The organism is Salmonella enterica subsp. diarizonae (assembly GCF_008692785.1).
GTDB classification, from domain to species: domain Bacteria; phylum Pseudomonadota; class Gammaproteobacteria; order Enterobacterales; family Enterobacteriaceae; genus Salmonella; species Salmonella diarizonae.
In genome coordinates this window covers 152,419-169,858 of sequence record NZ_VXJV01000009.1, presented here as the reverse complement: position 1 = coordinate 169,858, position 17,440 = coordinate 152,419, and the positions used below count along the sequence as shown (strand labels likewise).

Genomic DNA, 17,440 nt, shown 5'->3' with positions numbered 1-17,440 from the left:
TAGGCCCGGCAGACGCCGGGCATTCACGGTAAACCGCTCAGTATTAATGCGTCTCGTCGGGCGTATTTTCCTGCCAGAATTTCCGCTTACTCGTTTTGCCGATACCGGGGTTCATACTGTTGGTCGGGTCATTTTGCCGATAAAAACGCGTCAGCGTTTCCGGCGCTTTATACAGATGTCCAACGTTGTGCTCCGCCGGGTATTGCGCCCCGCGCGCTTGCAGCAGCTTCAGCATTTGCGCTTTCAGTGCATGGACGTCGACGCCTTTCTTCACGATATAGTCCTGATGAAAAACGTGGCACATAAAGTGGCCGTAATAGAGTTTATGTACCAGTTGGCTGTCGATTTCCGGCGGCAGATGCTCGAACCAGTCGGTATCGTTGCGGCGCAAGGCGATATCCAGCGCCAGGATATCTTCCACTTCATCGGCGTGTACGGCCTGATAACGAATCGCCGCGCCAGCCGCGGCGAAGCGGTGCAGGAAGGCTTTGTTGCCTTCTTCCGGCGTACAGGCGAAGAAATCGCCCTCCGCGGATTTAAAAAATTCATTCAGCCAGCGTTGCGCTTCTGCGACGCCGTCTCCCGCCATTTTTAACAGCAGATGATGCTCATATTTATCGCGCCATTTTTTCATCCGCGGCGGCAGATGGCTGGGAAACAGATGGCCGAATTTCTGCATCGCGCGGTCGGTGAAATGCGGACGGAAAAATTTTACTTTTTCCAGCATCGCATCGGTTCGGCCTTTTAGCGTGAAAAAGAACGGCATCTTGTCGGTGCCGAGTTTATCGATCATCAGAAAGGTATCTTTACCGTACTGCTCCGCAATATCGTAGATATCGCGATGCATATATTCTCCCGCTACCGGCAGATTGTTGAAGTTCGCCAGAATATGCCGACGAATTTCAGTCAGTACCGCGGGCTGATTGGTGCCGATATAAAAAACCTGCTGATTTTTTTCCGCTGCAAAGGTATCAAGGCGAACGGCAAAAACCGCCAGTTTTCCGGCGCAGCCGGAAGATTCAAACAAACGGTCCGGGTCGGCGTTATAGCGGGCGGGCGTATCGGCGTTGATATCTCGTACCCGCGTCACGTAGTCGTGATCGTGCGCATGACGACCATCGTGGCGCACATCCTCATCTTTAATCCGTTCGTCATCCAGCTTGCTCAGGATCTGCTCCGGCGTATGCCCAAGATCGATACCCAGATGATTGACCAGTTGCAGTTTGCCTTGCTCGTCAATACGGGCAAAGAGCGACATCTCGGTATAGGCTGGGCCGCGCTGCACCAGCGAGCCGCCGGAGTTATTACAGATGCCGCCGATGACCGACGCGCCGATACACGACGAACCAATCACCGAGTGCGGTTCGCGGCCCAGCGGTTTAAGCGCTTTTTCCAGCGAATAGAGCGTCGTACCGGGCCAGGCCAGAACCTGTTGGCCGCTATCCAGTAAGTGCAGCTTATCCAGCCGCTGAGTGCTGATAATCACAATATCGCGATCGTAGTCGTTGCCGTTCGGCGTGGAGCCTTCCGTCAGACCCGTGTTGGCGGCCTGCATTAGAATAATTTTGTCAGCGTTAACGCAGGCGTTGAGCACACGCCACAGTTCCAGTAATGAACCAGGGAAAACAACGGCCAGCGCATTGCCCTGACCGGAACGGAATCCCTTGCGATAGCGGGCGGTTTTTGCGGGGTCTGTCAGCAGGTGAGAATGGCCGACCAGGCGGGCCAGCTCATTCAGGAACGTTTTATTATCAGTCATTGTCATAGAAGACATTCTCCACTCCTTGTGGTGGGACAAAATATCAGCGTTAAGCATAGCGCTTTGTATGACAATACGCTTTCTCATTCAAATTGTCTCTGTGTTGGCGGCATTCATTTGCCGCCTTGATACCATTTGCCGGTGGTTGCGTATCCGGCTGTGCGAAAATTAAGAGAATAACCTTCGCTTTCTTCTCCTCTCGCGTTTAGGCTTATGGCAAACTGCGGTTTTTATTCTGTTTTTACCGCCTCGTCGGGATAAAGATAAAGAGAGACTCAACATGAAATGGTTATGTTCAGTAGGTGTTGCTGTGAGTCTGGCGATGCAGCCAGCATTGGCGGAAAACCTGTTTGGCAATCACCCGCTGACGCCCGAAGCGCGCGACGCGTTCGTCACCGATTTACTCAAGAAAATGACTGTCGATGAAAAAATTGGTCAGTTACGTCTGATTAGCGTCGGCCCTGATAACCCGAAAGAAGCGATTCGCGAGATGATCAAAGAGGGGCAGGTCGGGGCGATTTTCAATACCGTCACCCGTCAGGATATCCGTCAAATGCAGGATCAGGTGATGGCGTTGAGCCGCCTGAAAATCCCTCTCTTTTTTGCCTATGACGTGGTACACGGTCAGCGAACCGTCTTTCCGATAAGCCTCGGTCTGGCTTCTTCTTTTAATCTGGATGCGGTAAGAACCGTAGGACGCTTATCGGCGTATGAAGCGGCGGACGACGGCCTGAATATGACCTGGGCGCCGATGGTGGATGTCTCCCGCGATCCGCGTTGGGGGCGCGCCTCCGAAGGCTTTGGTGAAGACACCTGGTTAACCTCCATCATGGGCGAAACCATGGTGAAAGCGATGCAGGGCAAAAGCCCGGCGGACCGCTACTCGGTGATGACCAGCGTGAAACATTTTGCCGCCTATGGCGCCGTTGAAGGCGGTAAAGAATACAACACCGTGGATATGAGTTCCCAGCGTCTGTTTAATGACTACATGCCGCCGTACAAAGCGGGGCTGGATGCGGGGAGCGGCGCGGTGATGGTGGCGCTGAACTCGCTGAACGGCACGCCTGCGACGTCAGATTCCTGGCTATTGAAAGATGTCCTGCGCAATGAGTGGGGCTTTAAGGGAATTACCGTTTCCGACCACGGCGCTATTAAGGAACTGATTAAACACGGTACGGCGGCCGACCCGGAAGACGCAGTGCGCGTGGCGCTGAAGTCAGGGGTGGATATGAGCATGGCGGATGAGTATTACAGCAAATATCTGCCGGGACTGATTAAGTCGGGCAAAGTGACGATGGCGGAACTGGACGACGCGACGCGCCATGTGCTCAACGTAAAATATGACATGGGATTGTTTAACGACCCGTACAGTCATCTGGGGCCGAAAGAGAGCGACCCAGCGGACACCAATGCCGAAAGCCGCCTGCATCGTAAAGAGGCGCGGGAGGTGGCGCGGGAAAGTGTGGTGCTGCTGAAAAACCGGCTGGAAACGCTGCCGCTGAAAAAATCGGGCACCATTGCCGTTGTTGGGCCGCTGGCCGACAGCCAACGTGATGTAATGGGAAGCTGGTCTGCTGCTGGCGTCGCGGATCAGTCGGTGACGGTGCTGGCGGGTATTCAGAATGCCGTCGGCGATGGGGCGAAGATCCTCTATGCCAAAGGGGCTAATATCACTAATGATAAAGGCATCGTCGATTTCTTAAACCTGTATGAAGAGGCGGTGAAAATCGATCCGCGCTCACCGCAGGCGATGATTGATGAGGCGGTGCAGGCGGCGAAACAGGCCGATGTAGTGGTCGCGGTAGTAGGCGAGTCGCAGGGGATGGCGCATGAAGCCTCCAGCCGTACCGATATCACCATTCCACAGAGTCAGCGCGACTTAATCACCGCTCTGAAAGCCACCGGTAAGCCGCTGGTACTGGTATTAATGAACGGCAGACCGCTGGCGCTGGTAAAAGAAGATCAACAGGCCGATGCGATTCTGGAGACCTGGTTTGCCGGGACGGAAGGCGGCAACGCCATTGCCGATGTGCTGTTTGGCGATTACAACCCGTCAGGCAAACTGCCGATGTCCTTCCCGCGTTCGGTGGGACAAATTCCGGTCTATTACAGCCATCTCAATACGGGACGCCCGTATGATCCTGAAAAGCCAAACAAATATACCTCACGGTATTTTGACGAAGCGAATGGCCCGCTCTATCCGTTTGGTTACGGTCTGAGCTACACCACATTTACGGTGTCTGACGTTACGCTCTCCGCGCCGACAATGAAACGCGATGGCAACGTCACGGCCAGCGTAGAGGTCACGAATACCGGTAAACGCGAAGGGGCAACGGTCATCCAGATGTATTTACAGGATGTCACGGCGTCGATGAGCCGCCCGGTGAAACAGTTAAAAGGCTTTGAAAAAATCACCCTCAAGCCGGGCGAAAGTAAAACCGTGAGTTTCCCGATTGATATCGACGCGTTGAAGTTCTGGAATCAGCAGATGAAATATGACGCGGAACCCGGCAAGTTCAACGTCTTTATCGGTGTGGATTCCGCTCGCGTTAAACAGGGAACGTTCGAACGACTGTAAGCCTGCCGTCAACAGGGCGCGATATCAGCGTCCTGTTTGGCAATGTCTTTTCCTGGCCACCCTTTTATTGCCAGCCACGTCACTTAACCTGCCGGAAAATCCCAGGTTAAACGCAGACTTTTCAGCTATGCTTTTTTCTCAAGTCTCTGAAAAAGGCCGTAAAAGGATGAGGAAAGCATCATGACGATCACAAAGCTATGGGTAAGTTCGCTGGCGTTGCTGGCGACGGTGAGTTTACCTCTACAGGCGGCATCGCCCGTGACGGTCGGGTCAAAGATTGATACCGAAGGCGCGCTGCTCGGCAACATGATTTTGCAGGTACTGGAAGGCCACGGCGTTAAAACGGTCAATAAAATTCAGCTCGGGACGACGCCAGTCGTTCGTGGCGCAATTACCGCCGGAGAGCTGGATATCTATCCGGAATACACCGGTAACGGGGCGTTCTTTTTTAAAGATGAAAACGATCCGGCATGGAAGAATGCAAAGCAAGGCTTTGAGAAAGTCAAAAAACAGGATGCGGAGCAGAATAAGCTGGTCTGGTTGACGCCTGCGCCGGCAAACAACACCTGGACCATAGCGGTACGCCAGGACATCGCTGAAAAAAATAAACTCTCCTCGCTTGCCGATCTCAGCCGTTATCTGAAAGAGGGCGGCACTTTTAAACTGGCGGCGTCTGCGGAATTTATCGAACGGGCGGATGCGCTACCGGCATTTGAAAAAGCCTATGATTTTACCTTGAATCAGAACCAGCTATTGTCGCTGGCGGGCGGCGATACGGCGGTAACGATCAAAGCCGCCGCGCAACAAACATCCGGCGTTAACGCCGCGATGGCGTATGGTACCGACGGCCCGGTCGCCGCGCTGGGTCTGCAAACCCTGAGCGACCCGAAAGGCGTCCAGCCTATCTATGCGCCCGCGCCGGTAGTGCGTGAATCGGTATTGCAGGCCTATCCGCAGATAGCCGACTGGCTGCAACCCGTTTTCGCCAGCCTTGATGAGAAAACGCTGCAACAGTTGAACGCCAAAATCGCCGTAGAAGGACTGGATGCGAAAAAAGTCGCCGCAGATTACCTCCGACAAAAAGGGTGGGTGAAGTAATCTGTGAGTGACGTTGCCAAAATCACGGTTAATCGTGTGCTGTTGCTGTTGGTTGTTCTGACCCTGCTTGCTGTCGCGCTGCCTTTCATTAATTACGCCCCGAATCGTCTGGTGAGCGGCGAGGGGCGCCAGTTATGGGAGATCTGGCCGGCGACCATCTGGATGCTGACTGGCGCGGGATGCGCGCTGTTTACGCTGTGCTTTGTACCCGGTAAACGCGGCAGCGTACTGACGCTGATGGTGGCGCAGACGCTCTTCATTGTCATGCTGTGGGGCGTCGGCAGGGCGGCGACGCAGTTGGCGCAGGAGGGCAGTCCGCTGGCGCGCACCAGTCTGGGAAGCGGATTGTGGCTCGGCCTTGGTCTGACGCTGCTGGCCTGTAGCGATGCGATCCGCCGTATTACCGTTGGGCCGCTGTGGCGCTGGTTGCTGCACGCGCAAATTGTCATTGTACCGCTGGCGCTGCTGTTTTCAGGCACGTTCGACAACCTCTCGCTTCTGAAAGAGTATACCAATCGCCAGGATGTTTTCGATGCCGCGCTGGTGCAACATTTGATGTTACTGGCGGGCACGGTGCTGCCGGCGCTGGCGATCGGGCTGCCGTTGGGCGTCTGGTGTTATTTTTCCGCCTCGCGCCAGGGGCCGGTGTTTACCGTACTGAATGTGATCCAGACCATTCCTTCCGTTGCGCTGTTTGGCCTGCTGATTGCGCCGTTGGCCGGACTGGTGAAACAGTTTCCGTGGCTTGCCACATTCGGCGTCGCGGGAACCGGCATGACGCCTGCGCTGATAGCGCTGGTGCTCTATGCGTTATTGCCGCTGGTGCGCGGTGTGGTCGCCGGGCTCAACCAGGTGTCGCGCGATGCGCTGGAGAGCGCAAGAGCGATGGGGATGAGCAGCGGTCAGCGCTTCAGGCATGTGCAACTGCCGCTGGCGCTGCCGGTCTTTTTACGTAGCCTGCGGGTAGTAATGGTACAGACAGTGGGAATGGCCGTCGTCGCCGCGCTGATTGGCGCGGGAGGCTTCGGCGCGCTGGTGTTTCAGGGGCTATTGAGCAGCGCCATTGATTTAGTCTTGTTGGGCGTCATTCCGGTGATTGCGCTGGCGGTAGTGATCGACGCGCTGTTTGATTTAGGGATCGCGTTTCTGAAGGGAGCAACCGATGATTGAATTTAACCATGTCAGTAAAACCTTCGGCGATCAACAGGCAGTCAGCGACCTCAATTTGCACTTTAGCGAAGGCAGCTTTTCGGTGTTGATTGGTACCTCCGGTTCGGGGAAATCGACCACGCTGAAGATGATTAACCGACTGGTAGAGCATGATAGCGGAACGATCCGTTTTGCCGGAGAAGAGATCCGCAGCCTGCCGGTGCTTGAACTGCGCCGTCGCATGGGCTATGCCATTCAGTCTATCGGCCTTTTTCCCCACTGGACGGTGGCGCAAAATATTGCCACCGTGCCGCAACTACAAAAGTGGTCGTGTGCGCGGATTAACGATCGTATTGACGAACTGATGGCATTATTAGGTCTGGAAAGTGCGCTGCGCGATCGCTATCCGCATCAGCTTTCCGGCGGGCAACAGCAGCGGGTCGGCGTCGCGCGCGCGTTGGCTGCCGATCCGCAGGTGTTGCTGATGGACGAACCTTTCGGCGCGCTTGATCCGGTGACGCGCGGCGCATTACAGCAGGAAATGACTCGTATCCATCGACTGCTGGGACGCACCATCGTACTGGTGACGCACGATATCGACGAGGCGTTACGCCTCGCCGACCATCTGGTGCTGATGGACGGCGGCAACGTTATCCAACAGGGATCGCCGCTTTCTATGCTGACCTCGCCGGAAAATGATTTCGTGCAGGCGTTTTTTGGCCGCAGCGAGCTGGGCGTAAGACTGCTTTCGTTACGTAGCGTAGGCGATTATGTACGCCGGCATGAACAGCTCAGCGGCGACGGGCTGGTGGAAGAGATGACGCTACGCGATGCGCTATCGATGTTTGTCGCCCGTCGGTGCGACGTCCTGCCGGTGGTGAATCAGCAGGGCGAGCCCTGCGGTACGCTCCATTTCCGCGATCTGCTTTCGGAGACGTCCCCCCGTGAAACGCCTGTGTGATCCGCTTCTCTGGCTTATTGTTCTGTTCTTGCTTCTGCTGTTTGGATTGCCTTATAGCCAGCCGCTCTTCGGCGCGCTGTTTCCCGATTTGCCGCGCCCGGTCTACCAACAGGAGAGTTTTGCCGCCCTCGCGCTCGCCCATTTCTGGTTGGTGGGCATCTCAAGTCTGTTTGCCATCGTGGCGGGTGTCGGCGCAGGGATTGCGGTCACGCGAGAAAGTGGGAAAGAGTTTCGTCCCCTGGTGGAGACTATCGCCGCCGTCGGCCAGACCTTTCCGCCGGTCGCGGTGCTGGCGATCGCGGTACCCGTCATGGGTTTTGGTCAGCAACCGGCAATTATCGCCTTGATCCTGTACGGGGTGTTGCCCATCCTGCAGGCGACCCTGGCGGGACTGGGCGCGGTGCCTGCCAGCGTGATGAGTGTTGCCAGCGGTATGGGAATGAGCCGTCGCCAACAGTTGTATCAGGTTGAGCTGCCGCTGGCCACGCCGGTGATTCTGGCGGGCATCCGCACCTCGGTGATTATCAATATTGGTACGGCGACCATCGCTTCAACGGTGGGGGCCAGTACGTTAGGCACGCCGATCATTATCGGGCTTAGCGGATTTAATACGGCCTATGTTATCCAGGGGGCGGTGCTGGTGGCGCTGGCGGCGATCATTATCGATCGCCTGTTTGAAAGGCTGACGCGCGCGCTTACCCGGCACGCAAAATAAAGCTGTAACCTGCCAGCATCACGCCGCCGATACCGCCGATAGCCATCAGCAGGAAAAGTGCGATCACCCCGATTTTCGCTACGCGCATTATGTACTCCTTATGTTAATAAAAGGAGTATACATTAAAGCGAATTTGTTAGCTGCTGTTTAAGCGCCAAGGGGATGAATGTCGCGCCCCTGGGCGCGCCATGCCGAGAGTTGCTGCTGTTGCGCCAGCGTCTGGTTTTCTCCGCACCATACCAGTAGCGTCTTGCCGTCAAACAGTTCCGGGCGGAGCTGGCTAAGCGAGTGCGCCAGCACGTCGATACGCCATCCCTGTTGGCTGGCGACCCAACCTTCCAGCCACAGGCGGGTGGTATCATGGATATTCCAGCCGATCACCAGCGCATCTTTTCCCTGTTTCTTACGCGCAGATGCCAGGCAGAGCGCAATATAATTGATCAGGATACCGTCAAGAATGCCGAGCAGCGCCTGAAGGGCGGGTTGTTGGCACTGTAATCGTCGCCGCAGCGGGACGAACAGGTTAGTGGTCAATGTCTGGGCTGGATAATCCTGACCGCGTTCTTTGACCCATAACCGTAAACTGTGCAGATTACTGCTTTGCAGGTAGTGCAGCAGGATCTCCTGCTGTTCGCGCCAGCCGTTAGGTTGTTCGCTACTGTCGCTACTGAGCAGCACTTTGACTTTGCTGACCTGAACGCCGTTATCTATCCAGCGCTTGATTTCGCGGATTCTGTCGATATCGGCATCGTTAAACAGGCGGTGACCGCCATCCGTTCGCTGTGGTTTTAAAAGTCCATAACGTCTCTGCCACGCGCGCAACGTGACAGGATTGATATCACAAAGCAAAGCCACTTCACCAATTGTGTAAAGCGCCATCGTTTCACCCTTGCTCGCGCGGTCCCGGTTTAACTTTAGACGCTCTTTTACGAACCAGGAAGTTTTGCCTGTTTTTTATGCACTAAAACGGCAGGTAGCAGGTCGCGGCGGGGCGTTTAAGTGATCGTACTCACGAATTCATATTTTTATGCAACAGTTCAAAGAAAGTTAATCGTACTCAATGTATGTTACGCGCTTTTAATTGAAGTGTGGTTTGCGGGTATGTACGAGTTTAATCTGGTGTTGCTGCTGCTTCAGCAGATGTGCGTGTTTTTGGTCATTGCGTGGCTAATGAGCAAAACGCGCCTGTTTATCCCGCTTATGCAGGTCACGGTTCGTCTGCCGCACAAACTTCTGTGTTACGTCACGTTTTCTATCTTCTGCATTATGGGCACTTATTTTGGGCTGCATATCGAAGATTCGATTGCCAATACCCGCGCGATTGGCGCGGTGATGGGCGGCCTGCTGGGCGGGCCGATCGTCGGTGGGCTGGTCGGTCTGACCGGTGGGTTACATCGGTATTCTATGGGCGGTATGACGGCGCTGAGCTGTATGATTTCCACCATCGTCGAAGGGCTGCTGGGCGGATTGGTACACAGCGTTCTCATACGTCGCGGACGCCCGGACAAAGTGTTTAGCCCGCTGACGGCGGGAGCGATTACGTGTGTTGCCGAACTGGTGCAGATGCTGATCATTTTACTGATAGCCCGGCCGTTTGACGATGCCCTGCATCTGGTCAGTAATATTGCCGCGCCGATGATGGTGACGAATACCGTCGGCGCCGCGCTGTTCATGCGTATTTTGCTCGATAAGCGCGCCATGTTTGAAAAATATACCTCGGCATTTTCTGCTACCGCGCTGAAGGTCGCCGCGTCAACAGAGGGGATTCTGCGTCAGGGATTTAACGAAGTGAACAGTATGAAGGTGGCGCAGGTGTTATATCAGGAGCTGGATATCGGCGCCGTCGCCATCACCGATCGCGAAAAACTGCTGGCTTTTACTGGTATTGGCGACGATCACCATCTACCGGGAAAACCCATTTCATCAGGTTATACGCTGAAAGCGATTGAAACCGGAGAGGTGGTTTATGCTGATGGCAACGAAGTGCCGTATCGCTGTTCGCTACACCCGCAGTGTAAACTCGGTTCGACGCTGGTGATCCCGCTGCGTGGCGAAAATCAGCGAGTAATGGGCACCATTAAATTGTACGAAGCGAAAAACCGACTGTTCAGCTCAATTAACCGCACTCTGGGGGAGGGTATTGCGCAGCTTTTATCCGCGCAGATCCTGGCCGGGCAGTATGAACGGCAGAAGGCGCTGCTGACGCAGTCAGAGATCAAGCTGTTGCACGCGCAGGTGAATCCGCATTTTCTGTTTAACGCGCTGAATACCATTAAAGCGGTGATTCGCCGCGACAGCGAACAGGCCAGCCAACTGGTGCAGTACCTTTCGACCTTTTTTCGCAAAAATTTAAAACGCCCGTCGGAAATCGTCACGCTGGCTGATGAAATTGAACACGTGAACGCTTATCTGCAAATTGAAAAAGCGCGTTTTCAGTCGCGTTTGCAGGTTCAGCTTGATGTGCCACCGACGCTTTCACGTCAGAAATTGCCTGCGTTTACGTTACAGCCGATTGTTGAGAACGCTATTAAACATGGCACGTCGCAACTGCTTGATACTGGCAATGTTGCTATTCGCGCCCGGCGCGAAGGGCAGCATTTGATGTTAGATATTGAAGATAATGCGGGGCTGTATCAGCCTTCCGCCAGCAGTTGCGGGCTGGGGATGAGTCTGGTGGATAAACGTCTGCGCGAACACTTTGGCGATGATTATGGCATTAGCGTGGCCTGCGAGCCGGACTGCCTTACCCGAATTACATTACGACTTCCACTGGAGGAGGACGCATGATTAAAGTGCTGATTGTGGATGATGAGCCGTTAGCGCGGGAAAATCTGCGGATTCTGCTTCAGGGGCAGGATGACATTGAGATTGTGGGGGAGTGTGCGAACGCGGTAGAAGCGATTGGCGCGGTACATAAGTTGCGACCTGATGTGCTGTTTCTGGATATTCAGATGCCGCGTATCAGTGGACTGGAGATGGTCGGCATGCTTGATCCGGAACATCGCCCGTATATTGTTTTTTTGACCGCATTTGATGAATACGCCATCAAAGCCTTTGAAGAACACGCTTTTGATTATCTGCTCAAGCCGATAGAAGAGAAACGGCTGGAGAAAACGCTACATCGTCTGCGTCAGGAACGCAGTAAACAGGATGTTTCGTTGTTGCCGGAAAACCAGCAGGCGCTTAAATTCATTCCCTGTACCGGACACAGTCGGATCTATTTATTGCAAATGGATGATGTTGCCTTTGTCAGTAGCCGTATGAGCGGCGTTTATGTTACCAGCAGTGAAGGGAAAGAGGGGTTTACCGAGCTGACGCTGCGCACGCTGGAAAGCCGGACGCCGCTACTGCGTTGTCATCGTCAGTTTCTGGTAAATATGGCCCATTTGCAGGAAATTCGGCTGGAGGATAATGGGCAGGCAGAGCTGATTTTACGCAACGGCCTGACGGTTCCGGTAAGCCGTCGCTATCTAAAAAGTTTAAAAGAGGCGATTGGCCTGTAAAAGACTGTTAGAATATCGTTTTGCCATAGAAACGACCGAAGGCCTCATGCTGAGTAACGATATTCTGCGTAGCGTACGCTACATTTTAAAAGCTAATAATACCGATCTGGCGCGTATCCTGGCGCTGGGTAACGTTGATGCTACACCGGAGCAGATTACGGTCTGGTTGCGCAAAGAAGAGGAAGAGGGTTTTCAGCGTTGCCCGGATATCGTGTTGTCCTCATTTCTCAATGGCCTCATTTATGAAAAACGCGGCAAAGATGAGGCGGCGCCTGCGTTGACGCCGGAACGCCGTATCAACAACAATATGGTGCTGAAAAAGCTGCGTATTGCCTTTTCGCTAAAAACGGATGATATCCTGGCGATACTTACCGGTCAGTTGTTCCGCGTCTCGATGCCAGAGATCACCGCTATGATGCGCGCGCCGGACCATAAGAACTTCCGCGAATGCGGCGATCAGTTTCTGCGTTATTTCCTGCGTGGTCTGGCGGCCCGTGAACACGCGGCGAAAGCCTGAGTTGGATTGTCTTTTCTGTCTGAAGTGATGCGATGTCGGTGTTTTATCCGGCCTACAAATGCTGTTTCTGAATGTAGGCCTGATCAGCGCAGCGCTATCAGGCAATACAATGCCGACACGATGTACGTTGTCAGCACGCCTGTCGGTTATTTCGCTTCTTTAAAACCAGCGGCTTCCAGCAGCGTCTGGGGCGGTTTCATGCCGATACCCTTACTGGCATCGCCGGACGCCATCGTCCCTGAAATTCCCTGTAACGCCTTAAAGTTCACTTTTTCCATATCCACAGAGACGTTTTCCTGCGCAATTTAGCAGTCCGGATAGGGAGTCTTAGCGCTATTGCTTATGAAGGAAAAAGTTAAAACGCGGCGGGTGGGGCGATAGTGGATGCCAGGCCGGACTAAGCTGATAAAAAAGCCGGGGCATGCCCCGGCTTGTTGCTTATTTCACCTGCTGGCCAGGCTTTGCGCCGTCATCAGGGCTTAACAGGAAGATGTCTTTCCCGCCAGGGCCTGCCGCCATCACCATTCCCTCGGAGACGCCAAAGCGCATTTTGCGCGGCGCGAGGTTGGCGACCATTACCGTCTGGCGACCGATCAGCGCCTGCGGGTCCGGGTAGGCGGAACGAATGCCGGAGAAGACGTTACGCTTCTCGCCACCCAGATCCAGCGTCAGACGCAGCAATTTGTCGGAGCCTTCCACAAACTCGGCGTTTTCAATCAGCGCCACGCGCAGATCGACTTTCGCAAAATCGTCAAAGGTGATGGTTTCCTGAATCGGGGAGTCTGCCAGCGGGCCGGTCACCGGCGCTACCGCCGCTTTCACTTCTTCTTTTGAGGCGTCGACCAGCGCTTCGACCTGCTTCATGTCGATGCGGTTATACAGCGCCTTGAAGGCGTTGATTTTATGGCCCAGCAACGGCTGTTGAATACCCTCCCAGCTCAGTTCGCAGTTGAGGAAAGCCTCAACGCGTTCAGAAAGCGTCGGCAGCACTGGTTTCAGATACGTCATCAGCACGCGGAACAGGTTGATGCCCATGGAACAAATGGCCTGCAGGTCAGCGTCGCGGCCTTCCTGTTTAGCAACCACCCACGGCGCTTGCTCGTCAACATAACGGTTAGCGACGTCGGCCAGCGCCATAATCTCACGGATAGCTTTGCCGAATTCACGGCTTTCCCATGCTTCGCCAATCACCGCAGCGGCGTCAGTAAAGGTTTTATACAATTGCGGATCGGCCAGTTCAGCCGCCAGCACGCCGTCGAAACGCTTATTGATAAAACCGGCGTTACGCGAGGCCAGGTTGACTACTTTATTGACGATATCGGCATTGACGCGCTGGACAAAGTCTTCCAGGTTCAGATCGATATCATCAATGCGCGACGAGAGCTTCGCGGTGTAGTAATAGCGCAGGCTGTCGGCGTCAAAGTGTTTCAGCCAGGTGCTGGCCTTAATAAAGGTGCCACGCGATTTGGACATCTTCGCGCCGTTCACCGTGACGTAGCCGTGAACGAACAGGTTGGTCGGCTTACGGAAGTTGCTGCCTTCCAGCATGGCAGGCCAGAACAGGCTGTGGAAATAGACGATGTCTTTGCCGATGAAGTGGTATAGCTCGGCACTGGAGTCTTTTTTCCAGTACTCTTCAAAGCTGTTCATGTCGCCGCGCTTATCGCACAGATTTTTGAAGGAGCCCATGTAGCCAATCGGCGCGTCCAGCCAGACGTAGAAATATTTGCCCGGCGCGTTCGGGATTTCGAAACCAAAATACGGCGCGTCGCGGGAAATGTCCCACTGCTGCAGGCCGGACTCAAACCACTCCTGCATTTTATTCGCCACCTGCTCCTGTAGCGCGCCGCTGCGGGTCCACGCCTGTAGCATTTCGCTGAATGACGGCAGGTCAAAGAAAAAGTGCTCGGAGTCACGCATTACCGGCGTTGCGCCGGACACCACCGATTTCGGCTCGATAAGTTCAGTCGGGCTGTAAGTTGCGCCGCACACTTCGCAGTTATCGCCGTACTGGTCCGCAGATTTACATTTCGGGCAGGTGCCTTTCACAAAGCGGTCCGGCAGGAACATGCCTTTTTCCGGATCGTAGAGTTGAGAGATGGTACGGTTCTTAATAAAACCGTTCTCTTTCAGGCGACCATAAATCAGCTCGGACAGCTCGCGGTTCTCATCGCTGTGCGTTGAGTGATAGTTGTCATAGCTGATATTAAAACCGGCAAAATCGGTCTGGTGCTCCTGGCGCATTTCACCGATCATTTGCTCCGGCGTAATACCAAGCTGCTGCGCTTTCAGCATGATCGGCGTGCCGTGAGCGTCATCGGCACAGATGAAGTTAACCTCGTGGCCGCGCATTCGCTGGTAACGGACCCAGACATCAGCTTGGATGTGCTCCAGCATATGGCCGAGGTGGATAGAGCCGTTGGCGTACGGCAGCGCGCACGTTACCAGAATTTTCTTCGCGACTTGAGTCATAGTAGGTATTACTTCTTCTGTTGTAAAAAAGGGCTTTGATAGTACCAAAATGGTAATTACTGCGCCAAGCGATAAGGGCATTTATCCGTAAATGAATAATTGTTACCGCTGGAGTAAACTACAAAGTTACAATCGTACTTTTCAGAACTACAAAAGGAGTCGGGATGAACGAACAATCCCAGGCCAAATCACCAGATACTCTGCGAGCGATGGTCGCCGGGACGCTGGCGAATTTTCAGCACCCAACCCTGAAGCATAACCTCACCACGCTTAAGGCGTTGCACCACGTCGCCTGGATGGACGATACGCTGCACGTTGAGCTGGTCATGCCGTTCGTCTGGAACAGCGCGTTTGAGGTATTAAAAGAGCAATGCAGCGCCGATCTGTTACGTATTACAGGCGCAAAAGCGATCGACTGGAAATTGTCGTATAACATTGCGACGCTGAAACGCGTCAAAAATCAGCCTGGCATTAATGGCGTGAAAAACATCATTGCCGTGAGTTCCGGTAAAGGCGGGGTGGGTAAATCGTCTACGGCGGTAAACCTGGCGCTGGCGTTAGCGGTTGAAGGCGCAAAGGTCGGGATTCTTGATGCCGATATTTACGGTCCGTCGATCCCAACCATGCTTGGCGCAGAAGATCAGCGCCCGACATCGCCAGACGGTACGCATATGGCACCGATTATGTCTCACGGCCTGGCGACCAACTCGATCGGCTATCTGGTGACTGACGATAACGCGATGGTATGGCGCGGCCCAATGGCCAGTAAGGCGCTGATGCAGATGTTGCAGGAGACGCTGTGGCCGGATCTGGATTATCTGGTACTGGATATGCCGCCGGGAACCGGGGATATTCAGTTAACGCTGGCGCAGAACATTCCTGTTACCGGCGCGGTCGTGGTCACTACGCCACAGGATATCGCGCTGATCGACGCCAAAAAAGGTATCGTGATGTTCGAGAAGGTGGAAGTGCCGGTGCTCGGCATTGTGGAAAATATGAGTATGCATATTTGTAGCAACTGCGGCCATCACGAACCGATCTTCGGCACGGGCGGCGCGCAGAAGTTGGCGGAGAAATACCACACTCAGCTTCTGGGACAGATGCCGCTGCATATCAGTCTGCGCGAAGATCTCGATCGCGGTACGCCGACGGTGGTTAGCCGTCCGGAGAGCGAGTTTACCGCGCTCTATCGCGAACTGGCCGATCGCGTCGCGGCGCAGCTTTACTGGCAGGGGGAAGTGATTCCGGGTGAAATCGCCTTCCGCGCGGTGTAAGCACTCTAACGTATTCCAAAGAGAATATGACATTCACTGCATTAATATATATTGATGCGGTGAATGCATTAAATAAATAATAGCGCTCGTATTGTTAATTCCTGCTAAAACAGGCAGGCGTTTATCTGAAATAATCGACAAAAACATTATTTGAATTGATCATATCTATCCTACTGATTTATTTTTTCAATTGGTTTTAAGGTGCCGATACGTCCATACTGCTTATCAGGACGGCCTGCATATTGTTTGACGTTCATCAGAGGAACAATTACTCACTATGAAAAAATATTTGCTGATGGGAATTATAGTCTCGGCTTATGGAATAAGCGTCCCTGTTTTTGCTTCCGATACCGCAGCATTAACCATCAGTGGAAAAGTGACCGCGCCGACGTGCAGCACGGAAGTGGTTAACGCGCAGTTGCAGCAGCGTTGCGGCAACACCATCCACGTTTCAACACTGCAACCACCCGCCGCCACACCGGTGAGAGGTGTGACGACGCAGCTATACACAGTGCCCGGTGATAACGACCGCCAGATTATTGTTAGTCGTTACGACTAATCTATATTAATACTGCTTGCCCACATCATTAATATCAATGATGTGGGTTTTTTTATTTATATTATTTATATTTAAGAGCAGTAAATTTCGGAAATTAATAAGTTTACAAAATAATGATAAGCAATAATTATTTGTTGCGATTATATTACAATCTGTAAATTGCTTTAAATCAATAAAACATCGCGTTTACATTGCGGTAACTTCCCATCTATGAGAATTTTCTTCGCAAGGGTTAATAACTCTTAACAAATAGAAATTACTTCATTAAGGAAGAGATTATGAAACGTTTACTTATTGCTGCTTCTGTATTGTCTGCTATATTTATGAGCGCTGGGGTTTTCGCTGCTGATTCTGACCAGGGTGAATTAATTATTACCGGTAAGGTTGTGGGAACTACCTGTAAATTTACCGGGGAGACTACCGCCACTATTGGTATGAACCAGATTGGTGTTGATCGCTTAAATGGACTAAATGCTGGTGATGTTTATGAAGGATATTCAAATAAAACCACCGCGCCGCTGACGGTTGAATGTACCGGGGATAAAGCACCACGTATTACTTTTTCCAGCTCACAATTTGATAGTACGCGTAACTTTATTACCCGTAATACGGCATCGGCTAACGGCGCTGGTTTTGTAGTCTACTATGGTGAGGGCTTTACTCAGCGGGTTAATCCTGATGATGGCATTGAGTTAACAAAGACAGCAGATAATAAATATACGTTGAATTTTAGCGCGCGTTATGCAAAACAAGGCACCACTGTTACCGCTGGCGATGTCGCCTCCTCGCTGACCATGACCGTTGTTACTGATTAATCTCTCGCTTATCGGCGGCTACGGCCGCCAATTTTTTTCG

General features: G+C 53.3%; 15 protein-coding genes and 1 pseudogene. 11 read left to right on the top strand and 5 right to left on the bottom strand.

The window, feature by feature from the left end; genetic code table 11:
- Positions 1-43: 43 nt before the first annotated feature.
- Entirely contained in the window at positions 44-1,774 is a 1,731-nt protein-coding gene (gene dld / locus F4V72_RS19130; protein ID WP_053510435.1) for a D-lactate dehydrogenase, read from the bottom strand.
- A 265-nt stretch (positions 1,775-2,039) separates the two neighbouring features.
- On the opposite strand from dld, the gene bglX reads away from it, so the two are divergent.
- From bglX to F4V72_RS19105, 5 genes are all read left to right on the top strand, one after another.
- Positions 2,040-4,337: a beta-glucosidase BglX gene (bglX, locus tag F4V72_RS19125; protein ID WP_136058191.1), complete on the top strand. Its 2,298-nt coding sequence runs from the start codon at positions 2,040-2,042 to the stop codon at positions 4,335-4,337.
- A gap of 180 nt (positions 4,338-4,517) precedes the next feature.
- A complete protein-coding gene (osmF, locus tag F4V72_RS19120) occupies positions 4,518-5,435 on the top strand; it encodes a glycine betaine ABC transporter substrate-binding protein OsmF (protein WP_023248301.1) in 918 nt (305 codons plus the stop codon).
- A 3-nt stretch (positions 5,436-5,438) separates the two neighbouring features.
- Positions 5,439-6,605, top strand: coding sequence for an ABC transporter permease (locus tag F4V72_RS19115; protein WP_023248300.1), 1,167 nt, complete (start codon positions 5,439-5,441; stop codon positions 6,603-6,605).
- Complete coding sequence (locus F4V72_RS19110) at positions 6,598-7,545, top strand: ABC transporter ATP-binding protein (protein WP_023248299.1); 948 nt, start codon at positions 6,598-6,600, stop codon at positions 7,543-7,545. Before F4V72_RS19115 ends, F4V72_RS19110 begins: the two co-directional genes overlap by 8 nt.
- Positions 7,529-8,260: an ABC transporter permease gene (locus F4V72_RS19105; RefSeq protein ID WP_136058192.1), complete on the top strand. Its 732-nt coding sequence runs from the start codon at positions 7,529-7,531 to the stop codon at positions 8,258-8,260. Before F4V72_RS19110 ends, F4V72_RS19105 begins: the two co-directional genes overlap by 17 nt.
- Here F4V72_RS19105 and F4V72_RS19100 read toward each other — a convergent pair.
- The gene (locus F4V72_RS19100) at positions 8,241-8,348 is read right to left on the bottom strand and encodes a protein YohO (RefSeq protein ID WP_001261696.1); all 108 of its coding nucleotides are present in this window, start codon (positions 8,346-8,348) and stop codon (positions 8,241-8,243) included. The two genes, F4V72_RS19105 and F4V72_RS19100, sit on opposite strands and share 20 nt — an antisense overlap.
- A 59-nt stretch (positions 8,349-8,407) precedes the next feature.
- The gene (gene mlrA / locus F4V72_RS19095; RefSeq protein ID WP_079806220.1) at positions 8,408-9,139 is read right to left on the bottom strand and encodes an HTH-type transcriptional regulator MlrA; all 732 of its coding nucleotides are present in this window, start codon (positions 9,137-9,139) and stop codon (positions 8,408-8,410) included.
- A 222-nt stretch (positions 9,140-9,361) separates the two neighbouring features.
- Here mlrA and F4V72_RS19090 point away from each other — a divergent pair, with 222 nt between their 5' ends.
- Genes F4V72_RS19090 through F4V72_RS19080 form a run of 3 tightly spaced genes read left to right on the top strand, consistent with a single transcriptional unit; the run spans position 9,362 to position 12,280 of the window.
- Positions 9,362-11,047, top strand: coding sequence for a sensor histidine kinase (locus tag F4V72_RS19090; protein ID WP_023248297.1), 1,686 nt, complete (start codon positions 9,362-9,364; stop codon positions 11,045-11,047).
- A complete protein-coding gene (gene btsR / locus F4V72_RS19085; RefSeq protein WP_000598637.1) occupies positions 11,044-11,763 on the top strand; it encodes a two-component system response regulator BtsR in 720 nt (239 codons plus the stop codon). The genes F4V72_RS19090 and btsR overlap by 4 nt, the downstream gene beginning before the upstream one ends.
- Positions 11,764-11,809: 46 nt before the next feature.
- Positions 11,810-12,280 (top strand): DUF1456 family protein, encoded by a 471-nt coding sequence (locus F4V72_RS19080; RefSeq protein WP_023248295.1) that lies wholly within the window; start codon positions 11,810-11,812, stop codon positions 12,278-12,280.
- Between the two features lie 146 nt (positions 12,281-12,426).
- On the opposite strand, the pseudogene F4V72_RS19075 reads toward F4V72_RS19080, so the two are convergent.
- Positions 12,427-12,582: pseudogene (locus F4V72_RS19075) on the bottom strand (DUF1307 domain-containing protein); the annotation flags it as partial.
- A gap of 136 nt (positions 12,583-12,718) precedes the next feature.
- Positions 12,719-14,752: a methionine--tRNA ligase gene (gene metG, locus F4V72_RS19070; RefSeq protein ID WP_023248293.1), complete on the bottom strand. Its 2,034-nt coding sequence runs from the start codon at positions 14,750-14,752 to the stop codon at positions 12,719-12,721.
- A 164-nt stretch (positions 14,753-14,916) separates the two neighbouring features.
- On the opposite strand from metG, the gene apbC reads away from it, so the two are divergent.
- The 3 genes from apbC to yehD all read left to right on the top strand — a co-directional run bounded on the left by apbC (position 14,917) and on the right by yehD (position 17,400).
- Positions 14,917-16,026: an iron-sulfur cluster carrier protein ApbC gene (gene apbC / locus F4V72_RS19065; protein WP_023248292.1), complete on the top strand. Its 1,110-nt coding sequence runs from the start codon at positions 14,917-14,919 to the stop codon at positions 16,024-16,026.
- Positions 16,027-16,303: 277 nt separating this feature from the next.
- A complete protein-coding gene (locus tag F4V72_RS19060; protein WP_023248291.1) occupies positions 16,304-16,585 on the top strand; it encodes a DUF2574 family protein in 282 nt (93 codons plus the stop codon).
- Positions 16,586-16,863: 278 nt separating this feature from the next.
- On the top strand, positions 16,864-17,400 hold the full coding sequence (gene yehD, locus F4V72_RS19055) for a fimbrial protein YehD (protein ID WP_023248290.1): 537 nt from the start codon (positions 16,864-16,866) through the stop codon (positions 17,398-17,400).
- Positions 17,401-17,440: the final 40 nt, after the last annotated feature.